Source organism: Xanthomonas sp. 3075 (assembly GCF_014197275.1).
GTDB lineage: Bacteria > Pseudomonadota > Gammaproteobacteria > Xanthomonadales > Xanthomonadaceae > Xanthomonas > Xanthomonas campestris_B.
In genome coordinates this window covers 186,646-204,741 of record NZ_JACIFI010000008.1, presented here as the reverse complement: position 1 = coordinate 204,741, position 18,096 = coordinate 186,646, and the positions used below count along the sequence as shown (strand labels likewise).

Annotated in this window: 13 protein-coding genes; 10 read left to right on the top strand and 3 right to left on the bottom strand. The window is 64.1% G+C overall.

The window, feature by feature from the left end:
* The first annotated feature begins 121 nt into the window (after nt 1-121).
* From GGR62_RS10040 to GGR62_RS10025, 4 genes are all read left to right on the top strand, one after another.
* A complete protein-coding gene (locus GGR62_RS10040) occupies nt 122-3,472 on the top strand; it encodes a peptidoglycan-binding protein (RefSeq protein WP_184407754.1) in 3,351 nt (1,116 codons plus the stop codon).
* A 423-nt stretch (nt 3,473-3,895) separates the two neighbouring features.
* Nucleotides 3,896-5,044 carry a lytic murein transglycosylase B gene (gene mltB / locus GGR62_RS10035; RefSeq protein WP_184407753.1) on the top strand — a complete coding sequence of 383 codons (1,149 nt, stop codon included), beginning with the start codon at nt 3,896-3,898 and terminating at the stop codon, nt 5,042-5,044.
* The gene (locus GGR62_RS10030; protein ID WP_184407752.1) at nt 5,041-6,429 is read left to right on the top strand and encodes a septal ring lytic transglycosylase RlpA family protein; all 1,389 of its coding nucleotides are present in this window, start codon (nt 5,041-5,043) and stop codon (nt 6,427-6,429) included. The genes mltB and GGR62_RS10030 overlap by 4 nt, the downstream gene beginning before the upstream one ends.
* 260 nt (nt 6,430-6,689) lie before the next feature.
* Nucleotides 6,690-7,895: a D-alanyl-D-alanine carboxypeptidase family protein gene (locus tag GGR62_RS10025; RefSeq protein WP_184407751.1), complete on the top strand. Its 1,206-nt coding sequence runs from the start codon at nt 6,690-6,692 to the stop codon at nt 7,893-7,895.
* Nucleotides 7,896-8,039: 144 nt separating this feature from the next.
* Here GGR62_RS10025 and GGR62_RS10020 read toward each other — a convergent pair whose 3' ends face one another.
* On the bottom strand, nt 8,040-9,101 hold the full coding sequence (locus tag GGR62_RS10020) for a lipid A deacylase LpxR family protein (protein ID WP_184407750.1): 1,062 nt from the start codon (nt 9,099-9,101) through the stop codon (nt 8,040-8,042).
* Nucleotides 9,102-9,363: 262 nt separating this feature from the next.
* On the opposite strand from GGR62_RS10020, the gene GGR62_RS10015 reads away from it, so the two are divergent.
* The 4 genes from GGR62_RS10015 (at nt 9,364) to GGR62_RS10000 (ending at nt 13,907) form a co-directional block, all read left to right on the top strand.
* Nucleotides 9,364-9,642 (top strand): YbeD family protein, encoded by a 279-nt coding sequence (locus GGR62_RS10015; RefSeq protein WP_184407749.1) that lies wholly within the window; start codon nt 9,364-9,366, stop codon nt 9,640-9,642.
* Nucleotides 9,630-10,328 carry a lipoyl(octanoyl) transferase LipB gene (gene lipB / locus GGR62_RS10010; RefSeq protein WP_184407748.1) on the top strand — a complete coding sequence of 233 codons (699 nt, stop codon included), beginning with the start codon at nt 9,630-9,632 and terminating at the stop codon, nt 10,326-10,328. Before GGR62_RS10015 ends, lipB begins: the two co-directional genes overlap by 13 nt.
* A gap of 16 nt (nt 10,329-10,344) precedes the next feature.
* On the top strand, nt 10,345-11,358 hold the full coding sequence (gene lipA, locus GGR62_RS10005; protein ID WP_184407747.1) for a lipoyl synthase: 1,014 nt from the start codon (nt 10,345-10,347) through the stop codon (nt 11,356-11,358).
* Between the two features lie 389 nt (nt 11,359-11,747).
* Complete coding sequence (locus GGR62_RS10000; protein WP_184407766.1) at nt 11,748-13,907, top strand: carboxy terminal-processing peptidase; 2,160 nt, start codon at nt 11,748-11,750, stop codon at nt 13,905-13,907.
* Nucleotides 13,908-14,098: 191 nt separating this feature from the next.
* Here GGR62_RS10000 and GGR62_RS09995 read toward each other — a convergent pair whose 3' ends face one another.
* Nucleotides 14,099-14,842, bottom strand: coding sequence for a sulfite exporter TauE/SafE family protein (locus GGR62_RS09995; RefSeq protein WP_184407746.1), 744 nt, complete (start codon nt 14,840-14,842; stop codon nt 14,099-14,101).
* Nucleotides 14,843-15,030: 188 nt separating this feature from the next.
* On the opposite strand from GGR62_RS09995, the gene GGR62_RS09990 reads away from it, so the two are divergent.
* Nucleotides 15,031-15,915 carry a LysR substrate-binding domain-containing protein gene (locus GGR62_RS09990; protein ID WP_184407745.1) on the top strand — a complete coding sequence of 295 codons (885 nt, stop codon included), beginning with the start codon at nt 15,031-15,033 and terminating at the stop codon, nt 15,913-15,915.
* 57 nt (nt 15,916-15,972) lie between these two features.
* Here GGR62_RS09990 and GGR62_RS09985 read toward each other — a convergent pair whose 3' ends face one another.
* Complete coding sequence (locus GGR62_RS09985; protein ID WP_184407744.1) at nt 15,973-16,845, bottom strand: endonuclease/exonuclease/phosphatase family protein; 873 nt, start codon at nt 16,843-16,845, stop codon at nt 15,973-15,975.
* 160 nt (nt 16,846-17,005) lie between these two features.
* On the opposite strand from GGR62_RS09985, the gene GGR62_RS09980 reads away from it, so the two are divergent.
* Complete coding sequence (locus tag GGR62_RS09980) at nt 17,006-18,061, top strand: bifunctional nicotinamide-nucleotide adenylyltransferase/Nudix hydroxylase (RefSeq protein WP_184407743.1); 1,056 nt, start codon at nt 17,006-17,008, stop codon at nt 18,059-18,061.
* Nucleotides 18,062-18,096: the final 35 nt, after the last annotated feature.

Sequence of the window (18,096 nt, the reverse complement as noted above, 5' to 3'; positions counted from 1 at the left end):
CCCATTCTTCGTCGGAGATATCGGTCGGATATGGCTTACGAGGCTTCATCCGCATACGTTAGCGTGACAAGAGCAAAGTTCATAACACGCTCTAGAAAACTCTGCAGACGGACAAAATTTCATGCTTGGCGATCCAGATGCTGCGCAGAAAATAGTCGTGAAAGTGGAGAGTTTGCAAGACACCATGCGGGCTGGGTTGATCAATGGCGACCTATACACCAATGCGCCACTGGGTCTAAAAGCGGACGATATTCGGCCGAGGCTGCAGTCATTCTTTGAAGGAATTCCTAACTACGAACAAGTTCACCAAGCACAAATTGGACGCTTTGGACAAATGCTGCCGTCAGAGCTGGCCTGGTCATCGATCACGCAGTCCGAAACGCATGTTTCCCGCACACTGCAAGTGATGGTTCGATCGAGCGAAAACCTGTCCAAGGGCGGTAATCCAGCTCTCGAACGAACTGTGCTTTCGCAAGCCATTGCCGAAGCACACGCGAATGGTCGTTTAAATTTCTCTGAACAGGGGATTTTGCAAGTCGAGCAGGCTTTAGGAGCGGATGCGGCGAGGCCGCTACGCATTCCCGTAGCGCAGCGCGGCTTTGCCACCCCCGAGCTTCTTGCAGGTAGCTTGTCCGCAGGCCAAGCACTTCGTGTAACGGGCTTGCTGGCATCGGCGACCGATGCGATTGGGACCGGCCAACGGGTGAGCACGTTGCTCGCGCAAGACAACCTGCTGGGTGCTAAACACGAGTTGCGCAACTACACCGCTAACAACGCAAGCGCCTGGGCTGGTGCTTGGGCAGGAGCGGAGATTGGCGCAGTAGGTGGTCCAGTTGGCGTTGCCGTTGGTGGGGCTGTGGGCGGCGTTGCTGGTTACGTCGTGTCAGACAAGATAATGGCGACCCTGGATGAGCGCGAGATCACGCATCAAGTGGACTCCCTGGGCAGGCAGTGGAGCTTCAACGGGCGGCAATGGGTGCAGCCGATGGCTGCTGATCTTCGTGCCGATGGAATTGACCATCCGCAGCAGACAACGTTTTCGGCAGACTTCGATACCCGCCGTGAGTTGGACTACCGAGCCGCCAATACGTCTGTCGAACTGGCGATGAGCCGGATGCCGCCACCGCGTAGCCCTTACAACTTGGAAGCCAGTAGCACTGATCTTCCGAGCTTGTTGCCGGCGAACTGGACGCGTGACGCCGATACTGGTCAGTGGCAGCGCACTCGCGTTACCGACATTGATCCAAATGGCGGCAACACCACTCAGGCCGAAGTAGCGCCGGCTGCGCGTGCTGCGCAACTGGACGCGCAAGCGGCCGAGGTTGTGGAAAGCAATATCGTGCAGGGGCCAGCGGCGCTTGCCGCTCGGTATCAGGTTGCGCACCGCCTGGATGGCTGGGACACGATCGCTGGCATTCAATCGCCGTCAGCCGTCACTACCGCGCTCAATCCGGATAACTTGCAGGCGTCCAACAGCAAGCAGTATCAATTTGCTGACGGTGTGTGGCGCCATAACGGCGAGGTAGCAACCGGCACGATCGCTGCGGAACTGTCGGCGACCCGCGTTGCCATGCAGCCACATCTGGAACAACACGAACAAACGATGGCAGCGCTCCCCGCGTGGCAGCGCCCGACCCAGGATCAGCTAGACCTATCGAGCCTGGCGACAACCTATGCAGGTTATGGCCTCAATCCGAATGCCGAGTCCCTTGCTGCCATCCAGTTGGCCATCAACACCACGCGTGCAAACTCGGGCCTGGATGCGTCGAACTCTTCTTTGACGCTCGATCCCGATGCACAGGGCGCGCGTCAGCTCGACAGCCCCATTGCCCATCTGCAACGCGGCAGTGATGGTGTGATCCGCGTCGCGGCGGTCACCAGCAGTGAAGACATCCAAAACGCACGGGAGCAGGTGCAAGCTTACGCCCAGGCGTCTGCCGTGCCTGAGCTTGGCGAACGCCAGATCGAGCATCGTTCGCCCCAAGAGCGCGATGCCTACGATCAAGCGTTGCGGGAGGCCAATCGGCAGGGCGTTTCCACGCAAGAAGCGCAACAGGTCGCAAACTTCGCCGCAACGACGGTTACCGCCCCGCATGTGGATGAAACCCAAGCGCCTCAGGCAGCCATTGATGCGCAGCGGGATCGAGACGTTACACGCACACCCGACACGCCTGCTGTTGCCGAGGCGGCAACGCCGGCCCCGGTCGTGATGCCTGCATCCGTCCACGCGCCGCTACAAGAAGACATGCGCCCGGTCGCCAAGCCCGCTGAGCCGAAGCCCGAACCTGTCCCGCAACGCGAACCCCAAGAGACCCAAGCACCTGTGGTTGCTGCACCCTCGACAGCTGATGCAGTCCAGCCGAAGGCAGAGACCGTGGGCCCAGCCTTGGCAAGCGTATCTGCGCCGAGTGCCGGGCCGGCATCATCCGCTTCGACTGCTCCCGATCAGGCGCCTACTCAGGCCGCTGCCCCAGTATCGCCGGCATCCCATGAAGTGGAAGGGCTGCGCCTGGGCGACCGAGGGCAAGAGGTCGAGTTCTTGCAGTATCGCTTGCAGCAGGTGGATGCCCGTGGCCCAAACGGCCAGGCCGTGCCGCAAGACGGGCACTACGGTCCGGAGACCGAACACGCGGTGAGGCAGTTCCAGCAAGACCAAGGTGTGCCGGCAACGGGCATTGCCGGCCAAGACCTGGATGCGGCGTTGTCCCAGGCACAACACGCGCGCCGAGAAGCCTTGAAACCCACAGAGCCGGCATCGACAAACACAGCAGTGGAGCAGGGCAGTGAGCAGCAAGCCCGAGTAGTCACGCGACAGAGCGATGCGCCATCGCCTGTTCCATTGCAGGCAGAGCAGCAAGAGGCGGTGCGAGCGCCGTCGCCGGCAACCGCAACGCGGAGCGAAATTCCGGCGCAGATCGTCTTGCCTGAGCGCACGTCCTCCTATACGTCATTGCCTGGCCTTGGTGGGAGTGGCGGGCGCTCAAACGCAGGTGAACAAAAGGAGGATCGGGTCGAGCAAGCTAGGCCTTCCCAAAACGTCGCCCAGCAGGCGTTTCCCTCGGACCATCGGGATTACGCCCTGTTTTCTGCAATCCAGGCGCAGCTCCCCAAGGGCACATCCGATGAGAAAACGGCCGAAGTGCTGCATGCCGTCAAAGAGTCAGGGATCGAGCGCGCGGATGAGTTTCGGAAAGTGACCATCCAAGATGATGTCGCTTTTGTCTTCGGCAAAACGCCAGGGTTTCATTCGGAAGTCGCGCTCGACACGCCATCGCCTGGCATCAATGAAACCTTGCAGAAGACGGAGACGTTGGATCAGCAACGTGCGCAGGAGATGGTGCAGTTCCAGCGCGAGCGCGAAGAAATCGACAAGAACCCAACGGGCCCAGTGATGACGCTTGCGACCCACCCTCAGCAACAGGTCATGTCGGGCGGTCCTGGCGGAGATGGGGCCGGTGGTGACGGCGGTTGATGTTTGCCGAACTAAACAAGGAACGATGCCTGTCAATGCAGCGCGCAAGATATGCGTCAAAGTAGGAAGGTAGGCCTGCGTTGCAGGCGGTGCTGAGTTTGATGTGCCTGCATGCGATGCCTTGAACCGAAGGAAAGGGGTGGGGGCTGCAGTGCATGGCCGGGGTGCCTGCGTTGCCGACGCGGATGGCGGCATGCTGCTCCCTTGAGATGGCTAGCCGGTTGTCCCCGGCAGCACGCTATTTACCCCCAATCTGAACATCGTTCAGCATATCGGCCATGCTTGGCTCGCTCAGGCCCGCCGGTGTCATTCGTTGCACCCAAGGTCCCGCCGTTAAAGCGGTAGATCTTGACTTTGACTAAAGTTGTTTCGTTTCATGGCCTTATTGTCAGAAGTTCATCTGATCTCTGTTACTCTCGGCCGATGATTCGACGCACCCTGACCTGCCTGCTCACCCTCGGCCTTGTCGCCTGCGCGACCCAGCCCAGCCCTCCGACCCCGCCGCCGGCCGCCAGCGCGCCTCCGGCCAAGCCGCCGAGTGCAGCGGTTGCGCCGGTTGCGCCCGTCAGCGCCGCGGCTGAAGCGCCCGCGCTGCCGCCGGTGGATCTGACCCCGGTGCCGTTCGACATCGCACGCGCCAACTTCGTCCGCGACACTGCCGCCAAGTACGGCATCGACGCGGCACAGATCGACGCGGTACTGGCGCAGGCGCAATTCAAGGACGCGATCGTCACCGCGATGTCGCGTCCGGCCGAGCGGGTCAAGCCGTGGAACGAATATCGCCCGATGTTCATCACCCAGGCGCGGATCGATGGCGGCCGCAAGTTCCTGGCCGAACACCGCGCCGAGCTGAGCAAGGTCGAAGCCGCCACCGGCGTGCCGGCGCAGGTGATCGTGGCCATCATCGGGGTGGAAACCAGCTACGGCAGCAATGCCGGCAAGTACCGCGTGCTGGACGCGCTGTACACGCTGGCGTTCCGTTATCCGCGCAGCGGCGACCCGGCCAAGCTGGAGCGCGAAGTGCGCCGCGAGCTGTTCTTCCGCGATGAGCTCGGCCAGCTGTTCGCGCTCGGCAAGGAAGAGCAACTCGATGTCACCACACTGATTGGTAGCTATGCCGGTGCGATGGGCATGGGCCAGTTCATGCCGTCCAGCTACCGCCAGTTCGCCGTCGATGGCGATGCCGACGGCAAGCGCAATCTGTTCACCGACCACAACGACGTCTTCGCCTCGATCGCCAATTACTTCGTCAAGAAGGGCGGTTGGGTGCGCGGTGGTCAGGTCGCGGTACCGGCCACGCTGGCGGCCGGGCACGAGGAATTCAATCCCACCGATTGGTCGCCGGTCTACACGCTGGCCGACCTGTCGGCGCGTGGCTACCACCCGAATGCGCCGGTCGTGGCCGGCAGCATGGCGACCCCGATCACCCTGGACGACGCCAACGGCAAGCAGTACTGGCTGGGCTTCCAGAATTTCTACGCGATCACCCGATACAACATTTCCAAGATGTACGCGATGGCCGTGTTCCAGCTGTCCGACGCCATCGCCGGCAAGGAGTTACCCCCGGCATGAATCACACGACAGGCCTCAAGTGGCTGATCCCGATGGCGCTGATGCTCGGCCTGGCGGCCTGTAGCAGTGCACCGAAGAAGAGTTCGGGCAGTGCAGGCAGCGGCGCGATCAAGGGCGTCAAGGTCGAAGGCAAGGGGCCGGCGTATGTCGCCACCGGGTGTCCTTCGAGCTCGCCGTATGCGGCGGCCAAGGAAGACCCGTCCACGCGCGGCGACTACACCGCCGGCGGCCTGTACAAGCCCGGCGTCAAGGACACCACGCCCGACCACGTGCCCAACGTGGCCTGCATCCCCGAACCGCTGGTCACCAACGAGCCGTATTCGGCGGTGGGCAATCGCTCGCCCTACGAGGTGCTGGGCAAGCGCTACGTGGTGAGGGATGGCCCGGGTGGCTATGTCGAACGTGGCACCGCCTCGTACTACGGCAATAAATTCCACGGCCGCCTGACTTCCAACAAGGAGGTCTACGACATGTACGCCTTCACTGCCGCCCACAAGACCTTGCCGCTGCCCAGTTTTGCGCTGGTGACCAATACCGACACCGGCGACTCGGTGGTGGTGCGCGTCAACGACCGTGGCCCGTTCCACGATGGTCGGGTGATCGATCTGAGCTACGCCGCTGCGGTCAAGCTCGGCATCACCGGCAAGGGCACCGGCAATGTCGAAGTGCGCGGCCTGACCGAAGCGGACAACGGCGATCTGCTGGCCAAGCGCCGTGCCGGTCCGGTGCGGGGCAACACGGCCGTTGCAGCAGTGCGCCCGGTTGCAGGCGGTAGTCAGATCGATGGCCTGGTCCAGCGGTTACCCACGCGCACCGTGCCGGCCGGCGCAGCTGCGGCCGCCCCGGTTGCAGCGGGGGCAGCAGCCGGCGCCGCGACCGCAGCGGTCCCGGCAGGCGAGCGGTGGCGCTATCGCGTGGCCGATTCGCGCCAGCCCGGCAATGCCGACAATTTCGATGCCTGGATGAAGGCGCAGGGCGTACGCGTGGCCACCGGCAAGCCGACCGCCGCTGCGCCACGGCCGGCGGCGTCTGTCCCGGCGGCACCAGCCCCGGTCGCGGTTGCCGCGATCAAGCCGGCAGACAGCGCGCCCACCCGTCCGCTCAAGAGCGAGCCGGCTCCCGCCAAGACCCCGAGCGTGGCGGAAGCCGCACTGGGCGACATCCTGCTGCAGGTCGCCAGTTTTGCCAGCCGCGAGAACGCCAATCGGGCGCTGTCGCAACTGGCCTCGGCCGGTATTGCCGGTGCCAGTGTCAGCGATATCGTCAGCGGCGGCCGTACCTTGTGGCGGTTGCGGGTCAATGCACGCGATCACGCCAATGCGTCGGAAATCTCCCAGCGCATCGCCGGTCTTGGCTTCGGCCGCCCGCAGATCGTCGCCAACTAAGGGCGATCCACAGGCTGGCCCAGGCGCCGGTTGACCTTGCCGCTGACCGGAATCGGCGGGCTGGCCCAGACGCCTTGGCTTCGGCGCGCGGCGCGCGGACCGACTAGAACAATCTGTTTTGGTGGAACGCCTGGGCGCCGCAACTGCCGTCATCGCTGAACTGCGCAGGCGCGCCTGTTCTTTATGCGTCGCCCTGGTCGCCGTGGCACCTTACAATTTCGCATTACCCAGCCTTCGGGCCCGTCAGGAGTCGTTCTTCAATGAAATTCCGCTTCGCCGCCGCTGCCGTGGCCACGTTTGCCTTTGGGCTGGTTTGCGCTCAGACGCCCGCGCCGCAGCCGACGCCTGCCGTGGCCGCTGCGCCCGCCGCCTTGCCGGTTCCGCCGGCACCCGCACCGGCAGTGTCCAAGTCCTGGATCCTGATGGACTACGCCACCGGGCAGGTCCTGGCCGGCGAGAACATTCATCAGCAACTGGCCCCGGCCAGCATCACCAAGGTGATGACCTCCTATGTGGTGGCCGCCGAGATCAAGAACGGCAAGGTCAAGCGCGACGACCAGGTCATGATGAGCGAGCGCGCCTGGCGCGAGGGCGGCGCCGGCACCGACGGCAGCTACAGCGGCTTCCCGGTCAACCAGACCGCGCGTCTGGAAGACATGGAAAAGGGCATGGCGATCCAGTCCGGCAACGATGCCGCGATCGCGCTGGCCGAGCATGTGGCCGGTAGCGAAGAAGCCTTCGCCTCGCTGATGAACAGCTACGCCGCCAAGATCGGCATGAAGGATTCGTCCTTCGTCAACGCGCACGGGTTGAGCGCCGAAGGCCATCACTCCAGCGCCTACGATCTGGCCATACTGGGCCGTGCGATGGTGCGCGATTACCCGGAAACCTATGCCTACAACAAGATCAAGGAGTTCCAGGTCGGCACCATCAAGCAAAGCAACCGTAACCGGCTGCTATGGCGCGACCCGGCTGTGGACGGCATCAAGACCGGCCACACCTCCGAGGCCGGCTACTGCCTGCTGAGTTCGGCCAAGCGTGGCGACCAGCGCCTGATTGCGGTGGTGATGGGCGATAGCTCCGAAGCGCAGCGTGCGACCGACAGCCTAGCCCTGCTGAACTGGGGTTTCCGCTTCTTCGAGACCCACAGCCTGTACGCGCCCGGCAAGGTCGTGACCAAGCAGAAGGTCTGGAAGGGCGAGCAGGACGAAGTGCAGCTGGGCGTGGCCCAACCGCTGCTGGTCAGCCTGCAGCGGGGCCGCTACAACGACCTCAAGCCCAGCATGGAAGTGGCCAAGAACCTGCAGGCGCCGATCAAGCAGGGCCAGCAGATGGGCACCGTCAAGGTCAGCCTCGACGGCAAGATCATCGCCCAGGCCCCATTGGTGGCGATCAACGCCGTCGAAGAGGGCGGATTCTTCAAGCGCCTCTGGGATGCGTTCTGGATGTGGTGGGAATCCGAATAATTCAAATGAAAAGCCGGCGAAAGCCGGCTTTTCATTTGCGGGATTGGGGATTGGGCATTCGGGATTGGCAAGAGCGAGAGCAGGAGCGAAGCACCAGCAGCCTGCTCTTACGAATCCCGAATCCCAACTCCCCAATCTCTGCCCTCAAAGCATCCGACTGATCGTGAAACTCCCATACACCGGGGTTTCGCGCTGGGTCTCGAACTCGCGGGTGCGGTGGTAGCGGGCGATGGCGAACTTCCAGCGGCCGTACATCACCGCCAGGCCGTAACCGACCTCGCCGACGAAGGGGCGCTTGTCCACGCTGTGACTGTTGCGGAAGGTGTTGCCGTCCAGCGTGATGTCACGGAGCACCCAGCGTGCATCGCTGGTCACGAACAGATGGCCCGACCAACCGCTGGCGCGCCCAAGTCGGCTGGGTGCGGTGTTTTCGCCGGCCGGCCGGGTCGGGGTGCTGCCGAAGTCGTCCGGCAGCTTCCAGCCGAAGCGCGCTTCGCCGCCGGCATTCAGATGCGTGGTCATGTTGCCGACCGCGCCGCCCCAATGCGAAATGAAATCCCAGCCGAAGCCGTCGGCATTGGCCGCCGAATCGGCCGGCCAGCGATGCATGCGCTCGTGCACCAGGTTGATCAGCGGTTCGTTGTGCAACTGATTGTCCCAGCCCTGGAATTTCTCGTCGCCCAGCACATCGTGCACCGCGTTCTGGGTCTGCCTGGCCAGCGACCACGGCCCGACCACGCCGATCTGCAATTGCGTGGTGCGCAAGTGCGCCTCGTTGCGGGCGTTGTAGCCGAAGCTCGCCAGCAGGATGCCCGCATACGGACGGTCGTCCGGGATCACATCGCGGCGGGTGTAGTCGCTCGGGGTGAAGATTGCCTGGCCGAACGCGAACACCATGTTCTGCTGGTCGAATTCGCCAGGATGCAGACGTTCCAGGTAGCTGTTGACCCAGCGCGCAGTGCGCGGCAGGCACGGGTCGTTGGTGTAGTCGACCACATTGGGCGATACCAGGGTGAGCACGGCGCCGTTGGAATAGCCCTGATCCTGATCCTCACCGCCGAACAGGTCGTTGTCGACACGGAAGTTCACCGCCGGTGGAGTACTGCCCAACCTGCTGGAATCGCACTGGTCAGCCGCCAGGGCAGGTATCGACAGCCCGGATAGAGAAAACAGCAGGGCAACAGCCAACGCGCGCGGTCGAAGCATGGAGAGCCTGAAAGGTAGAAGGACAATGTTCAGAAAGGTGCCTGCGGCCGCTGCTGCGTCGCGTGAAAATGGATGCAACCCGCCATGTCTGGCGGCGCATTCGTCTTCGACAACCGCCTGCCCCATGCACATGCGTTTGGTCTCGACGGTAACGCCAGGAGGTTGGCGAATGTTTAGGGTGTGCGCATAGCTGTTGGCAGGCGGATGTCTCGGTTGCCTGGCAAGGCTTGGGTTTGCTCTTCGCCGGCCCGATAATGGGCGGATGGAAATCAGTACCGACAACCCCGATCACGGCTTTCAATTCCCAGGGACGTTCGAGCTCAGCGCGATGGGCGCTGCCGAGCGCGGGCTGGAAACCGAACTGCCGCGTCTGCTCGCGGCCACGGGCGTGGAGCTGCTGGAGGAAAGCATCAGCTGGAAGCACTCCTCCAGCGGCAAATACGTCTCGGTGAAAATCGGCTTTCGCGCCGAGAGCCGCGAGCAATTCGATGCCGCGCACCAGGCGCTGCGCGATCACCCGGAAGTGAAGTGGACGCTGTAGCGGCCGCTCCCGTGTTGGCATCGGTCCCCGTGCAGCCGGCGCAGGTCCGCGACCTTGGCCGGCAGCCGTATGCGCCGGTGTGGCGTGCGATGCAGCGTTTCACCGATGTGCGTGATGAAGCCACTGCCGACGAAGTGTGGGTGGTCGAGCATGCGCCGGTGTTTACGTTGGGCCAGGCCGGCAAGCCCGAGCATGTGCTGGCGCCGGGCGAGATCCCGGTGCTGCAGGTCGATCGCGGCGGCCAGGTCACCTATCACGGCCCCGGCCAGCTGGTGGTCTATCCACTCCTGGATCTGCGCCGGCTCAAGATCGGCGTGCGCGACTACGTGTGCAAGATCGAGCAGGCCTTGATCGACACCCTGGACGAATGGAACATCGTCGCCGAGCGCCGCGATGGCGCGCCGGGCGTGTACGTGGGCGGGGCCAAGATCGCCGCGCTCGGGATCCGGGTACGGCGCGGCTGTACCTTCCATGGGCTGTCGTTCAACGTGGCGATGGATCTGGAACCGTTCCACCGCATCAATCCCTGTGGCTATCAGGGCCTGCAAGTGACCTCGGTGCTAGACTTGGGCGGCCCCTCCGGGATGGACGCCGTCAAGGCGGTGCTGCTCGATCAGCTGGCGCGCCAGTTCGGTCTCGTGTTGCAGCCTGTTTCCGCGTTGCCCGACCTTTCGCTTCCGGCCTGAGCGCCCGTTTATTGCCATGACCCAGCCTATCGCCCGTTCCATCCCCTTGCAGGTCGTCTCCGGCGACACCGCCGCGCCTGCGTCGTTGCAGACCGGCGTCAAGCAGATCGGTGGCGACAAGATCAATCGTTCGCCGGTGCAGTTCGTCGATGCGCCGGTGCTGCGCAAGCCGTCGTGGATCCGCGTGCGGATCCCATCCGGCAATGCGGTGCAGAACCTCAAGGCCAAGCTGCGTGAAAACCGCCTGGTCACGGTGTGCGAAGAGGCCAGCTGCCCGAACATCCACGAGTGCTTCAGTCACGGCACCGCAACGTTCATGATCCTGGGCGAGGTGTGCACGCGGCGCTGCTCGTTCTGCGATGTGGCGCATGGTCGGCCCAAGCCGCCGGACGCCAGCGAGCCGGCCAGCCTGGCCACCACGGTGGCCGACATGGGCCTGAAGTACGTGGTGGTCACCAGCGTGGACCGCGACGACCTGCGCGATGGCGGTGCCCAGCATTTCGTCGATTGCATCACGGCCATTCGGGTCAGCTCGCCGAACACCCGCATCGAGATCCTGACCCCGGACTTCCGTGGCAAGGGGCGCATGGACCGCGCGCTGGAGATCCTCGCGCTCAGCCCGCCGGACGTGTTCAACCACAACATCGAAACCGTGCCGGACCTGTACCCGAACGTGCGCCCCGGCGCGGATTACCAGTGGTCGCTGACCCTGCTGCAGCGCTTCAAGGCGCAGCATCCGTCCATCGCCACCAAGTCCGGCATCATGCTCGGCCTGGGCGAGACGATGGAGCAGGTGCAGGCCACCTTGCGCGACCTGCGTGCGCACGATGTGGACATGATTACCATCGGCCAGTATCTGCAGCCGACGCCGCACCACCACCCGGTGATGCGTTACTGGACGCCGGAGGAATACACGGCGCTGGAGGAGTACGGCAATGCGCTGGGTTTCAGCCATGTCGCCTCCGGTCCGATGGTGCGCTCGTCGTATCACGCCGATCGCCAGGCCGCTGGCGCCGGCGTCGCGGCTTAGTCGAACCCGGTGGCGCCGTCATGCGCCCATCGTCGGGCGGGCGCGGCGCGTAGTGGGAGCGGCACGTAGCACGCGATCATGGCGGGTGGTCGGTCCCGGCCTGACCGCCGTTGGTGACCTGGATGAGTTGCCTGCAGGCAGGCCGGTGTCGAGCAGTCCATACGGCCCTGCCCACGCGGCAGGGCCGTGTCGTATCCGGCATCGGCACCGCCGCCTGAGGGTACGGTCGCGTTCACAATCTGATACAGGCCCGGCGCTAGGCTGATTCAGCAAGTAGATGACAACGCCAGCAACTTTCGGCACTGTCATGCTGTCTGATCCGTTCACCGCCTTTCTTTCGTCGGCCCCGTGCCGAGAGCCATTCGATGACCTACAACGTTTCTGCGTCCATGAAGGCCGGCTTGCTGGCGCTGGTGTTGACTACTCCGATGGCATTGCTTGCACGCGCCGACACGGCGCTGCCGGCGGCAGCCACGCCCGACCAGGCGACCGCGACTAAGCTGGTCTACGGCCTGCTCTCCGATAGCCGTTACGCCTATCGTCCGCGCACCTTGGACGAGGCCATGTCCAAGGATGTGTTCAAGCGCTATCTGGAAACATTGGACGGCAGCAAACAGTTCTTTACCCAGACCGACATCACCGGCTTTGCGCCGCTGGAAGCCGGCGTGGGCGATGCGCTGCGCGGCGGCAATCTGGAGCCGGCGTTCCAGGTGTTCGCGGTCTACCGGAAGCGGGTCGATCAACGCGTCAAGTATGCGCGCGACCTGCTCAAGCAGGATTTCGATTTCACCGGCAACGAGAAGTTCGAGTACGACCGCAAGGATGTGCCGTGGGCGACCGACGACAAGCAGTTGGACGTGCTGTGGCGCCAGTCGGTGATGAACGATTGGCTGCGCCTGAAGCTGGCCGGCAAGAAGCCTGAGGAAATTCGCAAGACGCTGGATAAGCGCTATGCGGCGCTGGCCGACTCGGTCAAAGAATTGAAAGCCGAGGACGTGTTCCAGTTCTTCCTCAACGCCTACACCAACGCGGTCGATCCGCACACCGATTACTTCACCCCGCGCACGGCCGAAAACTTCAACCAGCAGATGTCGTTGTCGCTGGAAGGCATCGGCGCGCAGCTGCAGAAGCAGGAGGACATGGTGGTGATCCGCGAGGTGATCCCGGGTGGTCCGGCAGCGGTGGATGGCACGCTCAAGCCGGGCGATCGCATCGTCGGTGTGGGCCAGGCAAAGAACGGCGCGATCGAAGATGTGATCGGTTGGCGCATCGACGACGTGGTCGCCAAGATCCGCGGCAGCAAGGACACCCAGGTCCGCCTGGAGTACATCCCGGCCGAAGCCGGCATCGACGGCAAGCACCGCACCGTGACCCTGACCCGGCAGAAGGTGCGTCTGGCCGAGCAGGCGGCCAAGGGCGAGACCATCACCTTGCCCGCGCATGGCAGTGAGCCGGAACGTCGTATCGGCATCATCAAGTTGCCGGGCTTCTATCAGGATTTCGAAGGCCGTCGCCGCAACGCGACCGACTATGCCTCGGCAACGCGCGACGTCGCCAAGCTGCTGGCCGGCTTCAAGACCGACAAGGTCGACGGTGTAGTGCTGGACCTGCGCAACAATGGCGGCGGCTCGCTGGACGAGGCGATCGAGCTCACCGGCCTGTTCATCGAACAGGGGCCGGTGGTGCAGGTGCGCGAGTCCGGCGGCCGGGTCACCGTCAATGGCGACAGCAATCCCAAGGTGGCCTGGGATGGTCCGCTGGGCGTGTTGATCAACCGCGGATCGGCGTCGGCGTCGGAGATCTTTGCCGGCGCCATCCAGGACTATGGTCGTGGGTTGGTGATCGGTGAAACCAGCTTCGGAAAGGGCACGGTGCAGAACATCGTCGACCTGGACCGCTGGCCGGCCGCAGAAGGCCAGCGCTACGGGCAGGTCAAGCTGACGATCGCGCAGTTCTTCCGCGTCAGTGGTTCCAGCACCCAGCACAAGGGCGTGGTGCCGGATATCGCGTTCCCGGCCAGCGTGGATGCCACCGAGTTCGGGGAAAGCACCTACGACAACGCGTTGCCGTGGACGCGCATCGCCGCCTCGCCGCATACCCAGTACGGTAACTTCGCGCCGCTGCTGCCCAAGCTGCAGGGCCTGCACACTGCGCGCATCGCCACCGACAAGGAATTCCAGTGGTGGGAAGAGGACGTCAAGCAGTTCCGCGATGAGAAGGCCAAGAAATACATCTCGTTGAACGAGGCCGAGCGCGTTGCGGAGCGTCAGAAGCAGGACCAGCAGCGCAAGGATCGTCAACAGATGCGCAAGCAGTTGGGCCTGCCGCTGGATCCGCTGTCGGAAGACAGTGACGACGGCCTGACCGGTAACGAGCGCGACATCGTCAAGGACACCGCACGCGAGAAGGCCGCAGAAAAGCGCCCGGATCCGTTGCTGCACGAGTCGGCTGCGATCCTCGCCGATGCGCTGGGGCTGCTCTCGCAGGACCAGCCGCTGTCGGCGCAGGTATTGCCGCAGTCGACCGCCCCGGGACGCTGGGCCGACTGATCGTTTGCCGATAGCCTGAAATACGAAAGACAGGCTGAAGGACCAAAAACGCCATCGCTTTGCGGTGGCGTTTTTTGTTGGTCGCCGCCTTATGTCGGGCACCACGGCAAGCGCGCGTTGGGAGAGATGGATTGATTGGCAGGGAGCGTTGCCGGCGTGCCGTGCAACGCGTCGTCATGCCCGACGCAGACCTACGTCATTGCCTGCCACATTCCCTGCAGGCCAAGCACCAGCAATGTGGCGAAGAACACGCGCCGAAACGTTTCGGCGGAAATGCGGCGACGCGCCCAGGCACCCAGCGACATACCCAGGGCAGTGGGCAGCAGCGCCAAAAACGACGGAGCGATCGCCGCGCCGGGTAGCGCGCCACGCCACGCCAGGGCACTGGCCAGCGCCAGCGTTGCAACGCCGAAACACCAGCCCAGCGAACGGATCAACAACTCGCGCGGTAGTTGCAGTGCGGTGAGGTAGGGCAGTGATGGCAGCACGAACACACCGGTGGCGCCACTCAACAGGCCGGTGACCAGTCCGGCCAGTGGCCCTGCCCAGGGTTCGTGGCGCGCCTGCACACTCCAGTGTCGGCGCGCCAACCCAAGCACGGCATACAGCGCCAGCAGCGCGCCCAACCCGGCGCGGACCAGGCTGGGGTCGGCGCCTGTCATCACCCCTGCGCTCAGCCAGGTGCCGAGTGTCACCGCTGCCAGCAATGGCCACAGACGTCGCAACAGGGCTGCGGTGTCTGGCCCCCAGGCTTGCTGCACATTCGTCACAAGCGAGGGCAGTGCCAGTAACGCTGCCGCTTCGGCAGGCGTCATCCACAGACCCAGCAGCGCCATAGCCACGGTTGGCAAGCCCATCCCGGCCACGCCCTTGACCCAGCCAGCCAGCAAGAAAATGCATGCGATCAGATACCAGTGGGTGTGCAAGGTTTCCATGCAGCCAAGGATCCGGGCTTGCTCCGCAGCAGACAATTCGTGATTGTGTGATGCAGGCTTCGGTCGAGCCGAAGGCTGAGACATGGGAGCTCGGGCGTGGAAAGATCCGATGCAGCAATCGCCTGCCCCGCCTGTTTCGCTGGCGGCGAGCGCACTCTGATTGACGTGCGCGTGCTTGTGGAGCGGTCATGCATCTGGAATTTGTCGATTTACGTTTGTTCGTCGCGGTGGTCGAGGCAGGCAGCATCACGGCCGGTGCGGAACGTGCGGCGTTGTCGTTGGCGGCTGCCAGTGCGCGTATTCGTGCGCTGGAGTTGCAAGTGGGCGCCGCGCTGCTGGAACGCGGGCGCCGCAGCGTCAGCCTGACTCCGGCCGGCGGTGTACTGCTCCGACACGCACGCCACCTGCAGCGGCAGACCGAGGCGCTGCAGCTGGAGTTGAGCGCCTACGGGGGCGGTGGGCAGGTGACGCTGCGTCTGGCGGCCAATACGGCGGCGCTGTCGGCATGGCTGCCCGAACGGCTGGCGGATTTTCTCATCGCACATCCGCAGCTGGATCTGGCGTTGACCGAGCAGGGCAGCGATGAAGCTGCCGATGCGGTGCGCGAGGAACGCGCCGACCTCGCCGTGGTCGCAGGCCATGCCGATGTCAGTGGGCTGCAGGTGCTGCCATTCCGCGAGGATCACTTGGTGCTGGTGGTGGCCGCCGGTCATCCACTGGCCGGCGCCTCGACGCTGCGGGTGAGCGAGCTTGCGGGAATGGACATGCTGGGGCTGGCTGGCGACAGCGCCTTGCAACGGCATCTGCGCGTGCAAATGAACCGAGCCGGCGTGCAGTTGCGCATGCGTGCAAAGGTGCAAGGAATCGATGCGTTGTGTCGCATGCTCGCGCGAGGCATGGGCATGGCGATTCTTCCGCACGCCGCAGTGCAACGCGCATGCGTGCGCGATCAGCTGGTCACGGTGCCCTTGGAGGAAGCCTGGGCACCTCGGCAACTTTCAATCGTGCTGCGGCACGAGCCGGCGTCGTCGACCCTGCTGAAAGCGCTGGTCGATTGGCTGCAACGCGACTGACCACCAGGGTATCGTCAGACCGATCGGCACCGTGAGCGTGTCACGTCGCCGGCACGCTCAACGTGGCCAGGCAAACTCGGCCAGCACCGGGTAGTGGTCGGACGGCAACACGCCGCCGGGGCGATTATCCAGCGTGGAAAAGCCGGTCGGTGTCAGGCCACGGAAGAGAATCCAGTCGATGCGTCGGGTCGGATGGGTGGTGAAATCCTGAAAGGTTTTTTCCGGGCCTTGCGGCTCGGAGACGCGGGCGCGTGCATCGCCAAGCGCGGCGGTGAGGATGCGGTAGGTGCCTTGATCGGGGTTGCTGTTGAAGTCGCCGGTCACTACCACCGGGACGCCGGCGGGCAGCGTGGCGATGCGCGACAGGATCACGCGCGCGCTGTGCTCGCGCGCGGCCTCGTCCTGATCGCGGTGGGCGAAGTGGGTGTTGAGCAAATAGAAACGACGCTTGTCGCTGCGGCGCTCAAACAGTGCCCAGGTGACCATGCGCGGCAGGTCGGTGTTCCAACTGCTGCTGCCCGGCACCTCGGGCGTTTCCGATAGCCAGAAATCGCCCGATTCCACCACCGACAACGCACGGCTGTCATAGAACACACCCATGTGCTCGTCGCTGCCGTCGGCGCGGCGGCCCTTGCCGAACCAGCGGTAATCAGGCAATTGCGCAGCCAGGTACTGCGCTTGCTCCTTGACCAGTTCCTGCGTGCCGAAGACGTCCGGGTGGACTTGCTCGATCAACGCGACCATCGCCGTACGGCGTACCGCCCAGCGCTTGTCGCCATCGGTATCCACCGGCACGCGGACGTTGAACGACATGACCCGCAATGGATCCGGCGTCGGCGCTGCCAGTGCCAGCGCCGGTGCTGCGATGCACAGCACCGCGATTGCTGCGAGCAAGGAACGTGACACAACGCGACTCAACAGGCGTGGCATACAGGCGCTTCCAACGGGACCGGACGCCAAGTCTAGTCGGCGCGCATGACCGAAATGTCACCGCGACAGCGGTCGCTTGACGTCGCCGCGCATCGGCGTAGCATTTGCGCCAAGCCAACGGATAGACCGCTGGCTGACCACTCAACCGTGAGGGATTCTCATGGCACCGCAGTATGACTATCTCGTGTTCATCGGGCGTTTCGAGCCCTTTCATAACGGCCACGCCGCCGTCGCCCGCCGCGCGCTGGGCAAGGCGAACAAGCTCATTGTGTTGATCGGCTCGGCCGACACGCCACGTACCATTCGCAATCCCTGGACCGTCGCCGAGCGCGCGGTGATGATCGAGTCTGCGTTGCCGGGCGAGGGCGAGCGGCTGATCCTGCGGCCGTTGCGCGACCATCTGTATAACGAAAGCCTGTGGATCGCCGAAGTGCAGCGCCAGGTGGCCGAGGCCGTGCAGGCCGATGGCGGCACGCTCGATGCACGCATCGGTTTGATCGGCATGGACAAGGATGCCAGCAGTTATTACCTGCGTGAGTTCCCGCAGTGGCCGCTGGAAGATGTGCAGCACACCGCCACGCTATCGGCCACCGAGTTGCGCCGGTATCTGTTCGAGGCCGGCGAGATCGGTTTCCACGGCGGGCTGCTGATGTTGCGCGGCAATGTGCCGGCGCCGGTCTACGACATGCTGGAAGCATTCCGGCGCAATTCGCCCAGTTACGCGCAGCTGGTGGCCGAATACCGTTTCATCGAGCAGTACCGCGCAGCCTGGAAAGATGCACCCTATGCACCGACCTTCGTGACCACCGATGCGGTGGTGGTGCATTCCGGTCACGTGCTGCTGGTGCGTCGTCGCGCCGAGCCGGGCAAGGGCCTGTGGGCATTGCCAGGTGGGTTTGTCGGCCAGGACGAAGGCTTGCTGGATGGCTGCCTGCGCGAGCTGCGCGAAGAAACCCGGCTCAAGGTGCCGGTGCCGGTCCTCAAGGGCTCGCTGCGGGGGCGTCAGGTGTTCGATCACCCCGAACGCAGCCTGCGCGGGCGCACCATCACCCATGCGTTCCACTTCGAGTTTCCGGCTGGCGAACTGCCTGCGGTGCGCGGTGGCGACGATGCCGACAAGGCACGCTGGATTCCCATTGCCGAAGTCATGGCGATGGGGCCGCGCTTGTACGAAGATCATCTGCACATTCTCGAATTTTTCCTGGGCCGTGGCTGAGCGCGACAATGCTTGCGTGCCGCCACACGGCCGCT

What these genes read in the sequence shown, in the direction of transcription:
- GGR62_RS10040 (WP_184407754.1), top strand. Translation starts at nt 122, where the DNA reads ATGCTTGGCGATCCAGATGCTGCGCAGAAAATAGTCGTGAAAGTGGAG.
- mltB (WP_184407753.1), top strand. Translation starts at nt 3,896, where the DNA reads ATGATTCGACGCACCCTGACCTGCCTGCTCACCCTCGGCCTTGTCGCC.
- GGR62_RS10030 (WP_184407752.1), top strand. Translation starts at nt 5,041, where the DNA reads ATGAATCACACGACAGGCCTCAAGTGGCTGATCCCGATGGCGCTGATG.
- GGR62_RS10025 (WP_184407751.1), top strand. Translation starts at nt 6,690, where the DNA reads ATGAAATTCCGCTTCGCCGCCGCTGCCGTGGCCACGTTTGCCTTTGGG.
- GGR62_RS10020 (WP_184407750.1), bottom strand. Translation starts at nt 9,101, where the DNA reads ATGCTTCGACCGCGCGCGTTGGCTGTTGCCCTGCTGTTTTCTCTATCC.
- GGR62_RS10015 (WP_184407749.1), top strand. Translation starts at nt 9,364, where the DNA reads ATGGAAATCAGTACCGACAACCCCGATCACGGCTTTCAATTCCCAGGG.
- lipA (WP_184407747.1), top strand. Translation starts at nt 10,345, where the DNA reads ATGACCCAGCCTATCGCCCGTTCCATCCCCTTGCAGGTCGTCTCCGGC.
- GGR62_RS10000 (WP_184407766.1), top strand. Translation starts at nt 11,748, where the DNA reads ATGAAGGCCGGCTTGCTGGCGCTGGTGTTGACTACTCCGATGGCATTG.
- GGR62_RS09995 (WP_184407746.1), bottom strand. Translation starts at nt 14,842, where the DNA reads ATGGAAACCTTGCACACCCACTGGTATCTGATCGCATGCATTTTCTTG.
- GGR62_RS09990 (WP_184407745.1), top strand. Translation starts at nt 15,031, where the DNA reads ATGCATCTGGAATTTGTCGATTTACGTTTGTTCGTCGCGGTGGTCGAG.
- GGR62_RS09985 (WP_184407744.1), bottom strand. Translation starts at nt 16,845, where the DNA reads ATGCCACGCCTGTTGAGTCGCGTTGTGTCACGTTCCTTGCTCGCAGCA.
- GGR62_RS09980 (WP_184407743.1), top strand. Translation starts at nt 17,006, where the DNA reads ATGGCACCGCAGTATGACTATCTCGTGTTCATCGGGCGTTTCGAGCCC.